The organism is Acinetobacter sp. NyZ410, assembly GCF_022828975.1.
Lineage (GTDB): Bacteria > Pseudomonadota > Gammaproteobacteria > Pseudomonadales > Moraxellaceae > Acinetobacter > Acinetobacter guillouiae.
In genome coordinates this window covers 788,150-807,969 of the sequence record NZ_CP094620.1, presented here as the reverse complement: position 1 = coordinate 807,969, position 19,820 = coordinate 788,150, and the positions used below count along the sequence as shown (strand labels likewise).

Annotated in this window: 18 protein-coding genes; 9 read left to right on the top strand and 9 right to left on the bottom strand. The window is 38.3% G+C overall.

The window, feature by feature from the left end:
• Positions 1–41: 41 nt before the first annotated feature.
• Positions 42–764, top strand: coding sequence for a folate-binding Fe/S cluster repair protein (locus tag MTO68_RS03825; RefSeq protein ID WP_244015106.1), 723 nt, complete (start codon positions 42–44; stop codon positions 762–764).
• Between the two features lie 250 nt (positions 765–1,014).
• Here the strand turns inward: MTO68_RS03825 and MTO68_RS03820 are convergent, their stop codons facing one another.
• Together MTO68_RS03820 and MTO68_RS03815 are read right to left on the bottom strand one after the other, a co-directional pair.
• Complete coding sequence (locus MTO68_RS03820) at positions 1,015–2,199, bottom strand: glucose/sorbosone dehydrogenase (RefSeq protein WP_244015104.1); 1,185 nt, start codon at positions 2,197–2,199, stop codon at positions 1,015–1,017.
• 633 nt (positions 2,200–2,832) lie between these two features.
• Positions 2,833–3,078, bottom strand: a complete 246-nt coding sequence (locus MTO68_RS03815) for a hypothetical protein (RefSeq protein ID WP_004722984.1) — start codon at positions 3,076–3,078, stop codon at positions 2,833–2,835.
• Positions 3,079–3,252: 174 nt separating this feature from the next.
• On the opposite strand from MTO68_RS03815, the gene MTO68_RS03810 reads away from it, so the two are divergent.
• The 5 genes from MTO68_RS03810 (at position 3,253) to MTO68_RS03790 (ending at position 7,522) form a co-directional block, all read left to right on the top strand.
• Entirely contained in the window at positions 3,253–3,510 is a 258-nt protein-coding gene (locus MTO68_RS03810) for a hypothetical protein (RefSeq protein WP_234622496.1), read from the top strand.
• Positions 3,507–3,827: a hypothetical protein gene (locus MTO68_RS03805; protein ID WP_004722986.1), complete on the top strand. Its 321-nt coding sequence runs from the start codon at positions 3,507–3,509 to the stop codon at positions 3,825–3,827. Before MTO68_RS03810 ends, MTO68_RS03805 begins: the two co-directional genes overlap by 4 nt.
• 110 nt (positions 3,828–3,937) lie before the next feature.
• A complete protein-coding gene (locus MTO68_RS03800; protein ID WP_244015102.1) occupies positions 3,938–5,677 on the top strand; it encodes a DKNYY domain-containing protein in 1,740 nt (579 codons plus the stop codon).
• A 102-nt stretch (positions 5,678–5,779) separates the two neighbouring features.
• Positions 5,780–6,487 (top strand): DsbC family protein, encoded by a 708-nt coding sequence (locus tag MTO68_RS03795; RefSeq protein WP_244015101.1) that lies wholly within the window; start codon positions 5,780–5,782, stop codon positions 6,485–6,487.
• Between the two features lie 222 nt (positions 6,488–6,709).
• Positions 6,710–7,522, top strand: coding sequence for a tetratricopeptide repeat protein (locus MTO68_RS03790; RefSeq protein ID WP_209826796.1), 813 nt, complete (start codon positions 6,710–6,712; stop codon positions 7,520–7,522).
• 38 nt (positions 7,523–7,560) lie between these two features.
• Here the strand turns inward: MTO68_RS03790 and MTO68_RS03785 are convergent, their stop codons facing one another.
• The 4 genes from MTO68_RS03785 to MTO68_RS03770 all read right to left on the bottom strand — a co-directional run bounded on the left by MTO68_RS03785 (position 7,561) and on the right by MTO68_RS03770 (position 13,199).
• Positions 7,561–8,484 (bottom strand): AEC family transporter, encoded by a 924-nt coding sequence (locus tag MTO68_RS03785; protein WP_244015099.1) that lies wholly within the window; start codon positions 8,482–8,484, stop codon positions 7,561–7,563.
• A 110-nt stretch (positions 8,485–8,594) separates the two neighbouring features.
• Positions 8,595–9,722, bottom strand: coding sequence for an NADH:flavin oxidoreductase/NADH oxidase (locus MTO68_RS03780; protein WP_034610005.1), 1,128 nt, complete (start codon positions 9,720–9,722; stop codon positions 8,595–8,597).
• Between the two features lie 19 nt (positions 9,723–9,741).
• Positions 9,742–11,880: a TonB-dependent receptor gene (locus tag MTO68_RS03775; protein ID WP_244015097.1), complete on the bottom strand. Its 2,139-nt coding sequence runs from the start codon at positions 11,878–11,880 to the stop codon at positions 9,742–9,744.
• 20 nt (positions 11,881–11,900) lie between these two features.
• On the bottom strand, positions 11,901–13,199 hold the full coding sequence (locus MTO68_RS03770) for a carbohydrate porin (protein ID WP_244015096.1): 1,299 nt from the start codon (positions 13,197–13,199) through the stop codon (positions 11,901–11,903).
• Between the two features lie 389 nt (positions 13,200–13,588).
• Here MTO68_RS03770 and mutM point away from each other — a divergent pair, with 389 nt between their 5' ends.
• Together mutM and MTO68_RS03760 are read left to right on the top strand one after the other, a co-directional pair.
• Positions 13,589–14,440: a bifunctional DNA-formamidopyrimidine glycosylase/DNA-(apurinic or apyrimidinic site) lyase gene (mutM, locus tag MTO68_RS03765; protein WP_004722995.1), complete on the top strand. Its 852-nt coding sequence runs from the start codon at positions 13,589–13,591 to the stop codon at positions 14,438–14,440.
• On the top strand, positions 14,437–14,721 hold the full coding sequence (locus tag MTO68_RS03760) for a peptidylprolyl isomerase (protein ID WP_004819160.1): 285 nt from the start codon (positions 14,437–14,439) through the stop codon (positions 14,719–14,721). The genes mutM and MTO68_RS03760 overlap by 4 nt, the downstream gene beginning before the upstream one ends.
• A 255-nt stretch (positions 14,722–14,976) precedes the next feature.
• Here MTO68_RS03760 and MTO68_RS03755 read toward each other — a convergent pair whose 3' ends face one another.
• The 3 genes from MTO68_RS03755 to typA all read right to left on the bottom strand — a co-directional run bounded on the left by MTO68_RS03755 (position 14,977) and on the right by typA (position 18,216).
• Positions 14,977–15,615, bottom strand: coding sequence for a hypothetical protein (locus MTO68_RS03755; RefSeq protein ID WP_244015094.1), 639 nt, complete (start codon positions 15,613–15,615; stop codon positions 14,977–14,979).
• A gap of 141 nt (positions 15,616–15,756) precedes the next feature.
• Positions 15,757–16,188, bottom strand: a complete 432-nt coding sequence (gene mscL / locus MTO68_RS03750) for a large conductance mechanosensitive channel protein MscL (protein WP_004723003.1) — start codon at positions 16,186–16,188, stop codon at positions 15,757–15,759.
• Between the two features lie 192 nt (positions 16,189–16,380).
• Positions 16,381–18,216 carry a translational GTPase TypA gene (typA, locus tag MTO68_RS03745; RefSeq protein WP_004723004.1) on the bottom strand — a complete coding sequence of 612 codons (1,836 nt, stop codon included), beginning with the start codon at positions 18,214–18,216 and terminating at the stop codon, positions 16,381–16,383.
• A gap of 174 nt (positions 18,217–18,390) precedes the next feature.
• Between typA and MTO68_RS03740 the strand changes: the two genes are divergently transcribed.
• Complete coding sequence (locus MTO68_RS03740; protein WP_004819155.1) at positions 18,391–19,764, top strand: uracil-xanthine permease family protein; 1,374 nt, start codon at positions 18,391–18,393, stop codon at positions 19,762–19,764.
• Positions 19,765–19,820: the final 56 nt, after the last annotated feature.

Sequence of the window (19,820 nt, the reverse complement as noted above, 5' to 3'; positions counted from 1 at the left end):
ATTAATTCTTTAGTATTAGATTTAAGATAAGCGAGCAATTCATGAGCGATCTAGCTTTCTCCTCATTTACCTTGATTGGTGTTGATGCAATCAAATTTCTACAAGGTCAAGTGACTGTAAACGTTGAAGCTTTGGCTGAAAATATTACCCAATACACTGCGATTTGTGATCTTAAAGGTCGTATTCATTTTGGCTTATGGCTTAAAAAAATTAATCCTGAACATTTAGAGATTGTTACGACTCAAGATCAAGCCGAAGAATTTGCCAAACATATTAAAAAATACGGCGCTTTTTCTAAAATGAAGCTTGAAGAAACTGGACGAGTTTTTCCAACATTGAATGGCTCAACGACTGATTTTTCTGCTACAGAAACCGATATTTCAGTATGGGAAATTGCTGCAATTCAAACTGGTCAGGCTTATATAAATCAAGCAATTGAACATGTATTTCAACCACAAGAATTACGCTTACACCAACGTGAAGGAATCAATTATGACAAAGGCTGTTACCTTGGTCAGGAAGTGATCGCACGCCTCTGGTTTAAGGCAAAACCAAAAGCATGGTTACATGTCATTCAAGGTACAGGTCCTGCCCCTGCTCAAGCTGAACAATTGAATAAAGGTGTTCAAGTAGTAAACAGTGCAACATTTGAAAATGGTTATATTGCGCTTGTGGTTGCCCGCCCTGATGCTTTAGAAGAGTTAGATGTGACTGTTTTAGCATTACCTGAAAGCTTAAGTGGTGATGTGGCGAGACCGCAGTAATTTCTCAAAATTGTCTACAATAATAAACCTACAACCTTGTAGGTTTATTTAGAGAATTAAACGATTAAGTCAATCACAATAATTTTAATAATAACAACTGGTTAAATTAATATCCATAGATAAATACTTTGCTAATCTAGTGCTGCTTCCAAAGATTTATCGACAATTTATATTTTTACTTTCACCTGAATTTTGTATTCTTAGCCATGCTCTTTTTACTAACTCCTAAATTTTTAGAAAAGTTCAAAATTTAGGAAGATGCTTTCTGCCTCACATAATAAATCACACCACTCTTATCATCAGAAAAATAAAATGAATTTTCATCTACTCGATAAATATCACAAGGGCGACCATAGACATTTTTGCCCACTAAAAAACCATCCATAAACGTCTGTAGTTTTTGCCCTTTACGCATAATCACAATTTTATAACCATGACCAATTGTGGCATCGGTAGAACCATGTAAAGCAACTAAAAAAGAATTTTTGATGGTGTCGTCCGTATTGGGATGATCAAAATAGTCAAAACCAAGTGCAGATGAATGCGCAGGGAAATAGGCATAAGGAGGCAATACATTTTTGCAACCTGACGGACGTTTAAATTTTGGATCTGCCAAAATTTTACCATTCGATGAATAACATGAAGCCCAACCATAATCTGCATCACGTTTGAGTGCATAAAAAGTTTCATCAGGCTTATTTTTACCCAAATGATCCACACCTTGATTAGTGGCAAATAAAAAATTACCAACCCATTTCAAACCGACTGCATTGCGTAAACCTGTAGCAAAAATCTTTTGTTGCGAACCATCGGGATTCATTTCTAATACTGTTGCCCGAACTTTTTCTTTCTCGGTACAAGCATTGCAGCTTGAGCCGACTGAAACGTAAATTTTCCCGTTCCCACCCACCGCAATTGTTCGTGTTAGATGCCAACCACCATATTTATAACTTAAACCGTAGTCAGGAAAAGTCACTAAAACTTCGGCTTTATCGGTTGCTTTAATTTCACCTTTGGTAAATTTTCGTCGGGTCAATTGATTGGTTTCTGCTAAATACAACCAATCTTGCCCGGAAGAATCTGTATAAAATTGAACTGAATTAGGATTCTTTAAACCCGTCATATAAGGAATAATTTTGCCAAATTTGCCCGTTTCAGGATTCCAATCATCCAAAATATAAACGATGCCTTTTTTATTATCAGTCAAATCGTGCATATCTGTTACAAACATTCTGCCATCAGGAGCTTTGCTAAAAAAACGAACTCGCTTTAAGCCCTCAGCCGCTGGAATAATTTCGTAATTCTCTGGAAGATTTAAAGAAAAGCGCTTCCCATTTTTTAAGTTTACCTGATGAGGCACAAGATTTGGCTGTTGAGCTAAGATCCCCATTGAACAAACTAAACTTATGAATAAGATTGACAGTACTTTCATCATAGATACGTCTCGATTAATCTTAGCAAAAACAGCCTTCTTTTTTATATTATATAACTTGAAGCACGAGTATATAGTCAAATAATTTTGCTAGAAAAATACAAAGACCATCCAGATACAAGCCATTATCTTATATTGTTTTTAGCCAAACGCCGAAAGTATTGTTGTAGTGGATTAATGCATTCACTCTCATTCTACGGTACAAAGTGCATCAAAAAACCAAACTTAAAAAAAATAAACAATGACAACATAAAAAGTTATTACTTTAGAAAGCCCTAACTACCATCAATACATCGATAGAGGGCTCATCCAAGTGCTTAAAGCATTTTTACAACCCAATTGAACAGTTCACTAATTTTCAAGGAGTATTAGGGTCTGTTGACAATTCGTCTATGTTTGCGACTACGTGTGTTTTTTAGGCGATACTAGGCATGAAATACAAAATTTAGTCATTCTAAATAAGTAGTTCGTAACGACGTAGCGGCAAAAAACACGCTAGTCCCGAAGGGTTGTGGCTAAAATTATCTCAGCCTTCGTTATGAAACTCGAAAATAGTCTCGCTATTCTCTTCGTTTCATGCCTTGCCTGCTCAATTTTAACCTACAACGCAAGCCATTTATGAAATATCAACAGCCCCTAAAACCCATGAAATAATTTATTCATGTCTTTACACAAATAATCTTTAAAGTGAAATGCCCGTGCATGTTTTGCATCAAACTTGGCCGTCTGACCATCTTTTTCAAAAATATAAACACGGTCATCCTTACTGACAAGAAACTCACCACCCAGTTTGATCAACAAGGCATCTATCTTATCTTCATCGGCAATACTGTCATCTTGGCTGACTTTGTCATAATTACGTCTAATGCCTTTAATAAACATCGTCTACTCACACATTCTATTTAGCCAGAATTATACCCTTTTCATTGCCTTTAAAATGGCTCTAAATAAACATTATCAAAATCATTCAGCTTGTTTACCCAGATAAATACTTATAAAATAGCCAATCATGTGTTATCGCGGCTGCTGAACCCGATCAACTCATGAGTTTTATCTATGGACATTACACAACAATATTTTGAAAATGAATTAAACCGCAATCGCGCTTGGAGACGTAAGGTAAATTATTTACACCGTGGTCGAGATTGCAGACATACTTCAAGCCTTTGGAAACCAGAAAAAGACTGGAAGCTGCTTTGGAACAGATCGTTAAAAAGATCTCGCTCGAAACAATTAAGAATTGAATATCCACGTATTTCATCTGCTAAAAGACGAAAACAAGCACAATATGATTTTTGGAAGACTGCTGATTGAACACCCTTTTTATTTGTAGTCGTAACCAATGGCGTAGTCCCACTGCCGAGCGTGTCTTTGCAGTGGGCTATGGCATTTCCACACGTTCCGCTGGAACAAGTAAACACGCCAAACATCGTATTTCTGTCAAAGATATTGCCTGGGCAGATATGATTTTTGTCATGGAGCAAAAACATAAACAAAATATCAAAGAGAAATTCCCCAACCAGTTACAACATAAAAAAGTCATGGTGTTGGATATTCCAGACGATTATCACTATATGGATGAAGAGTTAATTGAAATTTTAACAGAGGCTATGCAACCCTATTTGCCTTAAATGCTAAAGACCTTGCCATCAATCAGTATGACCAATTCATAATCAAAATGATGACAAAACAACCTTAAATTGCCATAACTCAACCCGATCAATATTTAACAATAAAATAAATGATGCAGAATCCACTAAAAGTATTTTCTATCCTTAAAACCTTCACGCTTATCTTGGTGATATGCGCGCTTCTGTTCAGCTTTAGTTTTATATTTAGATTTTCTGACTCAAATTCAGATGAGATTCCTTTTACTGCGACTACAGAAAAACTTGGGATATTTGAAAAATATAACAACCAAATTTATGCCGCTGTACCCAGCAATGGTGATTATTTGATCCCAGAAGCAGATGTTCAAAGTTTTTATTTACCCAATGATAATTACCAATACCGACAACTTGGTGCAGATAAACTGCATGTCTATTGTGGCAATATCATCCTAAAAGGTGTGCAACCTCAACAGGTGAAGACAATTGGGGATGGTTATTTTACTGCTGGAAAAGACACTTGGTATTGCTCCCCCTCCACCGAACGAAATAAGGATTTAGCTGCGCTTCGAGAAGTTTGGCAAATCATGCAACAAAATTTTGCCCTAGGCTCAAAACCACAAAGCTATCTCTACCCCTATTTTAAACTTGAACGAGGCAACTGGCCTTATCGTGTTAATTCCGAAAATGATACGGCAAGTAATGGGACATTCACCTATTTTCAAGGGAAATTGCTTTCTGGAGCCAATCCAGACCAACTCAAACTTGTCTTAGGTGAACATAACTATGCCTATCGAGCGGATGGAAAAAACGTCTATTACAACAACACCCTGCTCGATTTAAAAGACAATGGAAAACTTTATAGTATTGAAATAGACGGTTTAAATAACCAATATTATTTGCTCAATCCTGTGGATGGTATGGTCTATGTCAACGAGTTTGCCTTTGATCCCCAATACGCGCCTTATCATCTCTTAAGCGAACATGGCGATCACATTAACCATGCTTTGTTTTATAACGACACGGGGATTTACTATTTTGATCTGAATAAGAAAAAAATGCGTCGCGCAGGTGCTAGTCCATTTTTAGGCAAAGCATTTAAAGAAATCGCACCGCTGATTTTTTCTGATGGCACACAAATACTCTATCTACAAGCCAGTGAATATCGCAGTAATAAAGGATCAGCCTCTTCCAAATCCACCCATATTCTAAAATTAGCTGAACCACTTCATTCCACATGGCAAAAACTTGGAGATGTAAATTACAACTATGGCAGTGTATGGAATAATGGCAATGCGTTTTACTATTTTGATCAGTTAGGAAATAGCCAACTGGTTAAGGCCACGATTTATCATATTCGCGACCCACAAACGATTCAAAATTTACTGAGAACTCAACCACGCACTGACGATATTCGACAATGGATTGATGAGCAAAAAATGGTTGAAGCCAAACACACAGAATTACTCGAAGTAGAGACAACTAACCGCTCAGACAAATATTGGGGCTTGTTTGTTCCGATCATTTTCATAGCATTTTTGAGTATGCTGATGTGGATATTTAAACGGTTTAATTTAAATTTTGCCCCATTTTATATACGCAATCATAAACTGATTGTCAGTAATTTGATGATGACCTCTTATCCTTTAGATCAGGTCACATGCGTTGAATTTAGTACCCATAGGACAACAGCGAATGGAGCTTATATTGGTCACTTTCAAATTTTACATCGCAATGGAAAACGTAGCAGAATCTTTAATTTTAGTACGCAATTACGCTTACGGAGTGACTCACAAGTAGAATTAAATCAATATATCCAAAAACTCAGAAATGAGTTAACACGCCATGGTATCCAGAATACAATACGAAATTAAGCGTGGTATCAACTGAATATCGCGTTGGCAATTACATGATCTCAATATATTTTTGATCATTATTGAGTGCACAATATCCACATTATTATTTTGAGCTTTAACATGAAAATCTGGTTATCTCTTCTGACTTTGGGTCTTTTTACCTTTTCTTCTGCACATGCAGATATTCAAACTTTGCAGCAAAACTTAAAAACCAAATATCCTGAGATTCAGGTGAAATCGGTACAAAACTCACCAATTAAAGATGTTTATGAAGTCTATATGGGTGGGCGTATTGTTTATACCAATGAAGATGCAAAATATTTCTTTCTCGGCAATTTAATTGATCTTAAAGAACAAAAAAATCTGACTGAAGAACGTATGCAAGCCCTAAAAAGTATTGATGTAAAATCATTACCTTTGAAACAAGCCATTAAGCATGTCAAAGGTAAAGGTGAACGTGTAATCTACGTATTTAGTGATCCTGACTGCCCATATTGCCAACATCTTGAAAAAGAATTAAAAAATATCGACAACTTAACCGTTTACTTATTTTTATACCCAATCACGCGTTTACATCCAAATGCTGAAAGTATTTCACAGCAAATCTGGTGCTCTAAAAACCAGTACCAAGCGTGGGAAGACTATTTAATTGACAAGAAACAACCAACTTCAAACAAGTCATGTACGACCCCAATTGAGAAAAACATTGCTTTAGCAAAATCACTTGAAGTCGATGGTACACCGACATTCTTCTTACAAGATGGCACCCGTATTTCAGGCGCACGTGAGGCAGGCGAAATTGAATTACTCCTCAAAGCAGTAAAATAACAGCCCACAGCCTAGAGAATAAAAAATTTCTCTAGGCTTTAATGTTGTTAAAATATCCTTAATTCTTTCTTATTTATAAATAAATTAAAATTTAAATACACTAACTTATACAATAGGCATGTTTACATTTATAATTTTCAAATTATGATAAAAACGTCCTCAACAATGTTCTCACACCATAAATGGAATTATGTTGAAATTAAAACAAGGTATATCGTCAAAATGAAAAAAATTCTATTCGCTACACTACTCAGCTTTTCATGTATTTCTGCATTTGCAGCAGATACAGCTAAAAGTAACGTTGACCCTGCATTTGTCAAAGCACAAGAGCTGATTCAAGCAAAAAACTATCCTGCGGCCTATCAAGAACTTGAACGTCTTGCAAAAGCTGGCAATGCACAAGCCTTATATAACTTAGGCTATTTAACCCAAACAGGACAAGGCACAACCAAAGACGATAAGAAAGCTTTGAAATATTATCAAGATGCTTCAGCAAAAGGCTATCCTGTTGCAAGTTATGTCTTGGCGCAAAGCTATGCGGTAGGTCAATTGGGCTTAGCCAAAGACGAAAAGAAAGTTCGTGAATACTTAGAAAAGTCCTCTGCTCAAGGATTTGATGATGCTACAGTGGAACTTGCGGTTTTACTATTTGCTGAAGGCACACCCGCATCTGACAAGCTTGGCTTACAAAAACTTGATCCTTTAGTGAAAAAAGATTTTGCACCTGCAATTCATGCGAAAGCGCTGTATGACATCACCGATGGTTTAAAGAAGAAGAATGCAGCAGCAGTTAATCAAGGTCTAAAATCAATCCAAGATTTAGCTAAAAAGGGATATATCCCAGCATTAATGGCTGTCGGAAATATGCTGACCAATGGCAATATCATTGATCAAAATCTACCAGAAGCACAAAAGATTTTCTCAGAACTTGCTAAAAATAATGTGCCTAAGGCAAAAGAGTCTTTGGATGTTGTAAACAAACTGATTGCTGAAAAAGGCAAAACACCTGCTCCAGCAGCACCAGCAAAAAAATAAGCAGCTCTTAAAAAATACTCTCGCAAGAGAGTATTTTTTTACCACCAAACACCAATCAAAACACTCACCACAATAAAACTCAGTAAAGTACTAATCATCAATGGTGTCAGTGCTTTTTCATTTAAACCATAGACTTGCCCAAAAATTCCAAATATAGAAGGCATAGGCAAAGCGGCAATCAAGGTACCTGCATAAATCATCTTTTGATCCAAATCGGTTAAATGAGTCAAGCCTAAATAAACCAATATCGGCATACAGATATTTTTAGAAACCACCAAATAAATAGTTTGCAGATTAAGTGATTGAATCGTAATCCCAACCATCCCACCACCAATAATAAATAACGCTAAAGGTGAGGCAGTCTGACCTAACAAGGCAAATACTTGGTCTAATACATGTGGAATTTGAATTTCGAAGATCGCACAGCTCATGCCAATCATCACTGACAAGAACAATGGGTTTTTTAATAAAGTCAGAAATGTTGTTTTTAAAATAGCGGCTAAATTGGCTTGTCTTTGTCGCCCTATTTCTGCCAAGGTTAACATCAGCGGTACAAGAAATACGCTTTCAATGATCACAATCAGTGAAATATAAATCATGGCTTCACTACCCATCAGCAAAGTCAAAATTGCTGCGCCCAGTAACCCGGTATTGGACATTGATGCGCCAAGTGAAAATACAGAAGCATGGGTAAAATGGTTGTTAAAAAGCTTTTGCCCTAAAATAAAGGCCAAAATAAATAGAGTAAAAGTGACGCCTGCATAAACAAAGAAATAAGCAGGATACCAAATCTCATGTAAATCTTTTGCAGCCAGTGCGTGAAGTAATAAAGCCGGTAATGCAATTTTGATTACAAAAGCACCAATTGCAGTAATTTGCTCTTTAGAGATCAATTGGATTTTGACAGATATAAAACCCAAAAATAACAGGAAAAATACTGGAAAAATTACCGAAAAAATCATTCAAGCCGTTCCTTTTCCAGATCATACAAATAAAGATATATCCTAGAATATATCTTTATTCAGTTTAAATACGTTTAAAGAATAATGAGTGAATCAAAACTGTTATGCCATCAATATGCTGAGAACAAATCTTTAATTCCATGCGGCTGACAACGTAAATATTGTGGTGCAATCGAGATTTTTGCACCCAATTTTGCTGCGGCATGCCAAGGCCAGCGTGGGTCATATAAAATCGCTCTTGCCAATGCAATTGCATCTGCTTCGCCTTGTTGAAGGATCTGTTCAGCTTGTTCAGCTTCGGTAATTAAGCCCACCGCAATGACAGGAATATTCACCTGTTTTTTAATCGCATTTGCAAAAGGCACTTGGTAATTTGCACCCACTTTAATATCTTGTTGAATATGTAATCCCGCAGAGGATACATGGATATAAGCAGCACCAAGTTGCGCTAAAGCTTTTGATAAGCCAATGCTTGATTCAACATTCCAGCTATTTTCTGCATCCATCCAGTCGGTTGCAGAAATACGTACACCTACTGGGTAGTCAGTTGGTACAACTGCTCGAATGGCTTGAAAAACTTCTAATGTAAAACGAATACGATTTTCAAAACTTCCACCATATTCATCAGTTCGGTGGTTAGACAATGGCGACATAAATTGATGCAGTAAATACCCATGCGCTGCATGAATTTCAATCAGTGAAAAACCAGCATCTACTGCACGAATTGCCGCTTGCGCAAAGTCCTGAATAATTGTTTTAATTTCGTCAATGGTTAATTCATGCGGGGCAATATCATTCGGGCTGAAAGCAATATCACTGGCTGATACAGTTTGCCATCCGTGTGCATGATCTGGCGCAATCTGACCTTTCCCCTGCTTCACCAACCAAGGCTTTTCAGTCGAAGCTTTACGACCTGCATGCGCAAGCTGAATAGCAAAAGGTGTTGGAGCAATGCTTTTTACCTTATTGAGTAAAGCTTTGATTTGATCTCGTTGTGTATCATTCCAAAGTCCCACATCGGCATAACTGATCCGCCCTTCGGCTTGAACCGCTGTTGCTTCAATAATACATAAGCTCGCGCCTGACAAAGCGTAACTTGCCCATTGCTGTTCATGCCAATAGGTCACTTCACCCTGATCTGTTGCCGAATATTGACACATTGGCGCAATAATAATTTTATTGCTGAGGGAGAGTGAACCAAATTGAATAGATTCAAATAACTTTGGTTGAGCAGACATAAATTATTTTCCCAATGAATTAGAACTGTTTGGTGACACTGAGTCCTGCACTCCAGTTAATACCATCAGCAGGTTCAAAGAATCGACTATTACCATCATTCACAATGACTGAACCGACATAATTTTTATCGAATAAATTATCGACTCGAGCAAAACTACGTACTTTCCAATCGTTGTTTTTCCAGATATAACCGACATTCATACTGGTTACTGTATAACTTGGTGCAGTATCTGTATTGAGATCGTCTACATAGATTTTATCCATATATCGAACATCGACACCTGCATTAAAGCCCTGCTCAGGCAACCAGCCGAAAGATACAAAGGCTTGGTTTTTTGCAATTCCGGGAATGTAATTGCCACTTTGGATAACTTTTTTAGGATCTGTGTTGGGAATGTCTGCATCAAATGTTGCATCAAGGAAACTATAACTGGCTTGAGCCGTTAAATTTTTCCACAACTTTTTATTCCAAGACAGCTCTACTCCTTGGCGTAGTGTTTTATCTGCATTTTGATAGGTTGCACGTCCATTGAGTGTTCCCGCAGAAACGATGTCATCTTGAGTATTACTTTGGAAAACTGCGGCGGTAAAATTACCTAGACGATTTTGTGCTTTTAAACCAAGTTCATAGTTATCACTGGTTGAAGGTTTAAGCGCAAAGTTAATCCCTGCCGTTCCTTCTGTTGGATAGGCCATTTCGGTAAAGGTTGGTGTTTCAAAGCCTTTGGCATAACTGATATAAGTACTGAGATCTGGAGTAACTTCCCAAGTAAAGGCAGCTGATGGGAGCAGTTTTTGATAATCGGTTTGACCACTGTCATCGCCATTTAAACCAATGATGTAGTGATCTTTCGACTCATAATGGACATTGCTATAGCGTAACCCTGTATCTAGACGTACAGTCGGCAAAAATTGCCAAGCTGCCTGTAAATATGGATCTAAATTCCATAAAGTATTTCGTTCATCACGGCGTAAGTTGCCTTTTACCCCATATTCGCCCTTGGCATTAAAATTCTCATACCCTTGACGATCTTCATTCATCGCATCATAAGCCAAGCCTGCACTGATCCGTGTATTCGGTAATAAGTCTTTGCCAGTCCAACGTAAATCAGCACCATAAAAATCTCGTTCGAAATCAATCACTCCACCTGCATGGCGTGGATTCTTTTGAGCAGAACTTGGAATAGACTGGTATTGAGTCACTTCACGATGACCAATATAAGCCATACTATAAAGCTCTTGTTGATCATTCAGGGGCTTAGTCCAATTGATACCTGTCTGTGTTTGGTTAATATCTTTACGAACATCATAGATATTTTTACTGTCATTGACCTGTTTAGGATTTTGCTTCCATTGCTCACGAGTCAAACCTTGTGGATCATCAGCGGAAATATCTACATGATTGATCAGCCAATTGATCTTAGAACCATCATCTAAGTCCCACGTGAGTTTGGCATTGCTCAACACTTTTCTTGCCGCACTATGGTCACGATAACCATCAGTATTAAAATAAGAAGAACTGATCACGTAGCTCGGTTCATTGGCTTTATCTGCACCACCTTGTAAGGTGATGTCAGCGCGGCCTTTATTATTACTGCCACCTGAATATCCTAACTCGACCGAATCACGCCCTGTTCCTTCTTTGGTCGTGGTGAGAATAGTCCCCCCAGAGGAGTTTCCATACAGTGATGAAAAGGGCCCACCCAGCACTTCAATATGATCTAAGCTCGTTAAATCAATATTTGAAGTTTGGCCTTGTCCGTCTGGCATCGTCGCAGGAATCCCATCGACATAAAGACGAATCCCACGGACCCCAAAAGTTGAACGTGCGCCAAATCCGCGCATAGACAGTTGTAAGTCTTGGGCATAATTTTCACGGTTATTGAGCTGTAAACCCGGAATTCCTTTGAGTGTTTCAGTGAGGTTTACCCCAATATTATTTTGATTCTGTTGCTGATCAACTCTATATACCGATGCTGGGGTGTTTAATATGCTGGTATCAGAACGTGTTGCTTCAATTTTAATGGTTGGAAGTTGCTGGGTAGAATTTTGCTGAATGGAATCTTGAGATTCCACTTCAGCATATAAGCTCTGTGTGATACATACCGTTAAGCAAAGTAGTGTTGTATTAATTTTTAGATGTTTCACTCTTTGCATAAAGGTGTCCTCGGGTTGTATTAAAAAATAATTTTAGACCCTAAGCCAACGACAAATGCATTGTCCACCTGATTGGTTGCACCAGGATGTACCACATACTGCACTAAAGGACGAAGCATGAACCATTTGGCAGGGTAATATGAGTAATTCAACTCAACATTATACTCTGCATCTTCATTCAACTGTCTTAAATTTGTTCCTAAACGAGCACCATTCACATAATTAGTATACCGATCGTTCAAATGTACCCGATTGACCGCCAAACCAAGAATATCGTTTGGCTGACCATCAAACAGACCATAGTATTTTAGACCAAGTTGCTGTGAATCATTTACGGCTGTCGTCGTACGATCATGAATGGTGAAGTTACCAAAACTGTGTAAACCACGTTTCCCCTCTCCAGTTGAAGTCAATTGCTGTTCAAACGCAATCCAACCGCCATATGTGCGATCTTCAGCCTTAGTTCCTGCTTTATAGCCCACATCATACTGATTTTTAGGCTCATCAGCAGTATTGTAAAGCGTACCAATACGATAACTGCCTGGTAAATCATTCACACCCTGCTTAGGTGACCAAACCACTTCAGAAAGAATATTGACACCATCAGCATGCTTTGTATCCAAATTCCAGCCTTGTCGCTCTAAAGCATTATCAGGGTTGTATTCAAACACCCCCACTTGTGCAAATAGTTCAGGATTGATGTGATATTTTAAGCGTGCGCCCCATTGTGAGACGGGTGTGTTATACCAAAGCTTGCCTTGCCATTTCCCCATCTGTGCTGCACAAAATGCATTGCCTTGGAAATCACAAGCCATGGTATTGAATTCAGTACCTAAACCCATACGACCTAAACGCAAGCTTAGTCCTTGATCCTTAAAATTCTTTTCTATATATAATTCGCTGAGACGGCTCCCCGAATTACCACGTCCCCAATTGGCTTGCGAGTTTGCCCATTGTGGTGCATCTGGTGCTTGAATACCTCTGAGTGAAGTACTTTCACCTTGACGTGCTGTAACTAAAGCACGAATAGTCACATCATTCCAACCCGCCAGTTTCCCCATATCTAAGGTTGTACCCAGTCCGAATTGTGTCGCAAATGTTGGCGCTTGGTGCGCATCATAACCACCATCAGCGAGATATGAACTGTCCATGGCAATGGTGCCATCAAATTTGATTCCCTTTTCTGCAAGTTCAGTCCGACTCCCATTCCAATCACCCGTCATGGTTGAGCCGTGTAAATTAAACGCATCTTCAGCTGATGCAAAAGACATCATGCTACATGCAGAGATTGCCAATAACGGATAAGCAATTTTTTTCATGGGAAAGCCTAATCAGGAACAAAACGAATAAAGATAAACCAGTCAACACTCAATCACTTTAACCGTCTAAATTTAATAGAAAGTTCCAGCTTTAAAATGACTATTTTTCCTGAAATATCGAGATAAAAAGAATTATTTCAGTAAACAATTCACTAGAAATTTACACATTTTTTTACATATAACTATCAGATATTTTTTATCAATTGGAAAACTTTATTTTATTAATAAACTTTATTTTAGATAACAATCACTTAGAAATAATAGTTCAATCTTATTCAACGATCATATCTATAATTTTAACCTAAAGTCGTAGGCTCAACACAACCGCCCTTTAACGCAATGCAATTCTTGCATACAATATTCAGTCCTCACACCAATGTGACAAGTGCATGCCTGAATTACCTGAAGTTGAAACAACAAAAACCAGTTTACTCCCCCTGATCGACCAGAAAGTTCTTCATGTTCAAGTACGTGAGTCACGGTTACGCTGGCCTATTCCCGAAGATATTCAACAACTTCAAGGTCAAAAACTCGTTCGCTTAACACGTCGTTCAAAGTACATTTTGGCAGAGTTTGAAACCCATAGCATGTTATGGCATTTGGGTATGTCGGGTAGTTTTAGAATCTGTGATGAACATGAAGCACTTAGAAAGCATGACCATCTGATCATTCAGTTTGAAGACACACAGCTGCGCTATCATGATCCTCGACGTTTTGGTTGTATCATTTGGCTGAATGAGGAAAGCCAAACAAAATTGATTGATACTTTAGGGCCTGAACCATTGAGTGATGAATTTCATGCCGAATATTTAGCAGAAAAGTTTAAAAATAAAAATGTCGGCACAAAAGTTGCAATCATGGATAATCATATTGTTGTGGGTGTAGGCAATATTTATGCAACCGAAAGCTTATTTAATTTAGGGATTCACCCTGCACAGCCTGCTTCGAGTTTGACGAAAGCGCAAATTCAAAAATTGGTCATCGAAATTAAACGAATTTTAAAGCAAGCGATTGATTTGGGTGGTTCAACCTTAAGAGACTATAGCAATGCCATGGGTGAGAATGGCTACTTTCAGCAGACCTTATTGGCTTATGGTCGTGCGGGTGAGATGTGTATTAACTGTGAAACCACTTTAGAAAATTTAAAGTTAGGACAAAGAGCCAGTGTGTTTTGCCCACAATGCCAGCCATTAAAGATCGCGAAGAGCATCCCACAAAAACCACGAGGAAAAAGTAAATGAAAACTGCAATCGTTCGACATATTCTCGTCAAAGATAAGGACTTGGCTGAACAACTTAAGAAGAAGATCCATGATGGCGCTGATTTTGCCAAAGTGGCCAAACAGCATTCCACATGTAATTCAGCAAAACGTGGTGGTGAACTGGGTGAAGTAAAAAAAGGACAACTTGTTCCTGTGATTGATAAACTGGTATTTACCGCTGCTGAACGTGTACTTCATGGTCCAGTAAAAAGCCAATTCGGCTTTCACTTGGTTGAGATTAAATTTCGCATGGATTTTTAGTTTAAAGATTTACATTCTTTTGGAGACATTGAGAGAATGTTCCACTATTTATCAGCAATGTTCAAATTAGAGTCACAACAACCACCATCACTGAAGCTAAATTAAAATACTTTTGCTTTTCGATCATTCAGGCTTTCAAAGTGTGTCTATCACGTAGCGCAATGACAAGGATGTTAATATTTGCTTTAAACCTTATTGTTTATTAAGACAACAAAACAATAAAAATCTGAGCTGTTCTCGTTAATTTAAACCCTCCTATATTTTTGAATCAATTTGCTCAGGTTTAAATTCATGGATAAACTTGGCATAATCATCAATATATGATCTAAATGCTTCTTCCCGGGTGGTAAAGTAAAATATTTCATTGCCATTTCTAACGATGGTTTCAGGAGATTTACCATTACAGTACCCTCCTGCTGAATAGACAGCAGACTTAAGCATTTGAAAACTTTGCTCAGCAACCTGTTCATCCTTAAACGCAAAAACCAGCAAAACAAAATCTGGACGATATTGTTTTTCATCACCTAACTTAACTTTACTGATTGCCTTATAAGAGCGAATGCCCTCACCTTTTACTTGAATCACTTTATTCAGAGAGCAATCATTTTCAGACCAAGAGCTGCCACTGTCTTTTTCTATAAACTCAAAATTGGCTTTTAATAAACGTGTTTGTAATGCCAAAAGTAATGTTTCATTTTCATCTACCGAGTCGGTTTCTATAGTGGCGTAGCGGGTATCTTCATTTGGCATTTCATTAAAGGTTAAACCACTGGCAGGTCGGCTTTGGTCCGCTTGTGTAGATGTTGGAGTATCAGCCGATTGCTGCTCTTTTGGATGCTCTGAACATGCATACAAACTGATAAGTATTGCCATAATCCCTATGTTTTTTTTCATCAGCCCCATCCCTATTTTCTTGCTTGCATAAAAAACGGTACTTGATCGTACCGTTTCATTCAACTCTTTTACAATGATTTAATAGCTTTATCAGGGTTTAGATATATTAAAATACTGTAATTTGAATCAATTTAATGAAGATTAAGCTTCAGGGCGTTTCTTTAATTCATCACGAATTTCACGCAGTAATGCAATATCTTCTGGTGTAGCAGCTGGAGCTTCTTCAGCAGGTTTACGAATTTTATTGAGGAATTTAACCAACAAGAAAACCACCCACATTAAGATCAGGAAGTTCAATACAATTGTGATGAAATTACCATAAGTTAGTACGTTAATCCCAGCTTTGGTCAATTCATCCAATGATGAAAGGTTATTTGGGTTATCGCCAAGTACGACAAATTTTTGAGTAAAATCAACACCACCACCCGTAATCACTGTGATTAAAGGCATAATCACGTCTTTAACTAATGAGTCGATAATTTTATTGAAAGCACCACCAATGATGACACCAATTGCCAAATCCATCATATTGCCTTTAATGGCAAATTCTCTGAACTCTGAAAGAATACTCATACTTTAACTCCACGCCGATTTTGCGTATTTTTTATGTGACGAAGTATACATTATGTTTCAACATATATTTCCGCCTAATTTACTCGCTTTTTATTAAAAACCAATATCCTTTTACATTTATATAAAAAAACCGCAATTTATTAAAAAATTGCGGTTTTTTTCTAGAAATTAAATTATTTCCAGTTTGAACGCTTAGCCACGTGAAGCACGTTTACGTTCATTTTCAGTTAAGAATTTTTTACGAATACGAACTGATTTAGGTGTTACTTCAACTAATTCGTCATCTTCAATAAATTCTAATGCTTGTTCAAGCGTGAATTTGATTGCAGGTGTTAACGTTAACGCTTCATCTGTACCAGATGCACGCATGTTAGTTAACTGTTTCGCTTTGGTTGGGTTCACAGTCATGTCGTCTGAACGAGAGTTCATACCTACGATCATACCTTCATAAACTTCTAACTGTGGTTCAGCAAATAGACGACCACGGTCTTGTAAAGTGAACAATGCAAACGCTAAGCAAGTACCGTTAACCATAGAGATCAACACACCGTTTTGACGTTTCGCAACTGCACCTTGTTTAGCTGTACCGTAATGCGAGAAGCTTGAAGTCATGATACCAGTACCAGAGGTAATGGTTAAGAATTCAGAACGGAAGCCAATCAAACCACGTGATGGAACAGTTGCTTCAATACGGATACGGCCTTTACCGTCAACTTCCATATTGGTCAACTCACCTTTACGGTTACCCATTTGTTCCATAACAGAACCCTGATGTTGTTCTTCAACATCAAAAGTAACGTTTTCGTATGGTTCTTGAGTTTCGCCATCAACTTCTTTCATGATCACTTGCGGACGAGAAACACCCATCTCGAAGCCTTCACGACGCATTGTTTCAATCAATACTGAAAGGTGAAGTTCACCACGACCAGAAACTTTGAAACGGTCTGGACTGTCAGTATCTTCAACACGTAAAGCAACGTTATGGATCAATTCGCGATCTAAACGCTCACGGATATTACGAGAAGTTACAAACTTACCTTCTTTACCAGCAAACGGTGAGTTGTTTACTTGGAATGTCATCGAAACTGTAGGTTCATCTACAGACAATGCAGGTAATGCTTCAACATTTTTAGGATCACAGATTGTGTCAGAAATGTTCAATGCATCTAAACCAGTGATACATACGATATCACCCGCTTGAGCAGAATCTACATCTACACGCTCTAAACCATGGTAACCCATAATTTTTAAGATACGACCGTTACGTGTCTTGCCATCTTTATCGATCACAGTCACTGGTGTATTGGTTTTTACTGAACCACGTTGAATACGGCCAACACCAATTACACCCACGAAACTATTATAGTCAAGTGATGAAATTTGCATTTGGAATGGACCATCAATATCAACTGCTGGTGGTTCAACGATATCTACGATTGTTTCGAACAACGGCGTCATATCTTCCGCTAATTCTTCAGGAGAAGGACCAGCAACACCACGTAAGCCTGAAGCATATACGATTGGGAAGTCTAACTGTTCGTCACTACCGCCTAAGTTATCGAACAAATCAAATACTTGATCAATTACCCAGTCTGGACGAGCACTTGGCTTATCTACTTTGTTGATGATAACAATTGGCTTCAAACCACGAGCAAACGCTTTTTGTGTTACAAAACGAGTTTGTGGCATTGGGCCTTCTTGTGAATCGACAAGAAGAAGTACGCAGTCAACCATAGACATTACACGTTCAACTTCACCACCAAAGTCAGCATGTCCTGGGGTGTCGACGATGTTGATGCGGTATTCAGTATTTGTACGCTTGTCTAACCATTTGATTGCAGTGTTTTTTGCAAGAATGGTAATACCGCGTTCAGACTCAAGCGCATTCGAATCCATAACACGCTCAATCTCACCCGCGCGGTCACCGAGTGCACCTGATTGTTGTAAAAGTTTGTCGACAAGAGTCGTTTTACCATGGTCGACGTGCGCGATGATGGCAATATTACGGAGAGTTTTAATATCAGACATGTAAATTCGATACGCTTTAAATTTGAGGGCAAATTATACAGAAAAATCTTAACTTTTAGTAGTGACAGTTTATTGACAGTTACAAGTTTTTTTCACAACAGCAGGCTTTTTATTTTGTAATAGTGTGTAAAGCGATTAGAATAGCGCCATCTTGCCACTTCCAATTGCTGTGCCATGTCCAATTCTAACCCCTCTCCCAATCAGAAACAGGCTCAAATTGATCTTGTTTATGGTCTAGATGATCGCCCAAAACCACTCATCGCTTTTTTTGCGGCTTTGCAACATTTACTTGCGATTATTGTTCCAATTGTAACACCCGGTTTACTGATTTGTTTAGCTTTAGGTGTTTCTCCTCAAGATACCAATATGATTCTTTCCATGTCATTGGTGATTTCTGGAGTGGCAACATTCTTACAATGTAAAAAAATTGGACCCTTTGGTGCAGGCCTCCTGATTGTCCAAGGCACAAGCTTTAACTTTATAGGTCCAATGATTGGGATTGGTTCTGCCATGGTTGCTGCGGGCACACCGGTAGAAGCGGTTATGGCATCTATTTTTGGTGTGGTCATTGCTGGCTCATTTATTGAAATGGGTGTTTCACGTATTTTACCTTGGGTAAAAAAACTGATCACGCCCTTGGTTACAGGGATTGTGGTGCTGTTGATTGGTTTAACCTTAATTAAAGAAGGTTTAATCAGCATGGGCGGCGGCTACCAAGCCATGGAAAGTCATACGTTTGCCAGTGCTGACAATCTCATCATGTCATGTACAGTGTTGGCAATTATCGTCCTTCTCAATCGCTTCAAAGTGGTTTGGGTGAAAAGTTCTGCAATTCTGATTGCTTTAGTGATTGGCTATATTCTTGCGGGTTTTATGGGCTATTTGGATTTTTCTGGTTTAAAAGATGCCCCATTGATTCAAATTCCGACACCAATGCATTTTGGAATTAGCTTCTCATGGAGCTTATTTATTCCTATGGCGTTTATTTATCTTGTCACGTCTTTAGAAGCAATTGGCGATGTTACTGCAACCTCTAAAATTTCAAATCAGCCTGTAGATGGCCCAGTGTGGATGGAACGAATTAAAGGTGGCGTATTGGTCAATGGTGCCAACTCTTTCCTTGCAGGGATCTTCAACACATTCCCAAGTTCTGTCTTTGCACAAAATAACGGTGTAATTCAGTTGACGGGTGTTGCAAGTCGTTTTGTTGGGATTTGGATTGCAATCCTGCTCATCATTCTGGGGTTATTCCCTGCTGTTGCTGGTATCATTCAGGCGGTACCGCAAGCGGTACTGGGTGGTGCGGTTATGGTAATGTTTGGTGCAGTTGCTGCTTCAGGCATTAACATTTTATCGGGAATTCAACTAGACCGTCGTGCGTTATTGATTATTGCAATCTCTTTGGGTCTCGGCCTAGGGGTTGCACAAGTTCCTCAAATTTTGGAACATTTGCCAGAATTACCGCGTAATATTTTTAGTTCTGGTGTCGCAACTGGCGGGCTAGCTGCATTAATTTTGAATTTAGTTTTACCCGAAACTAAAAAATAATAAATCTATTCTTTATAATGCCCAGCTTAGACTGGGCATTGCGCTAATTTTTATTG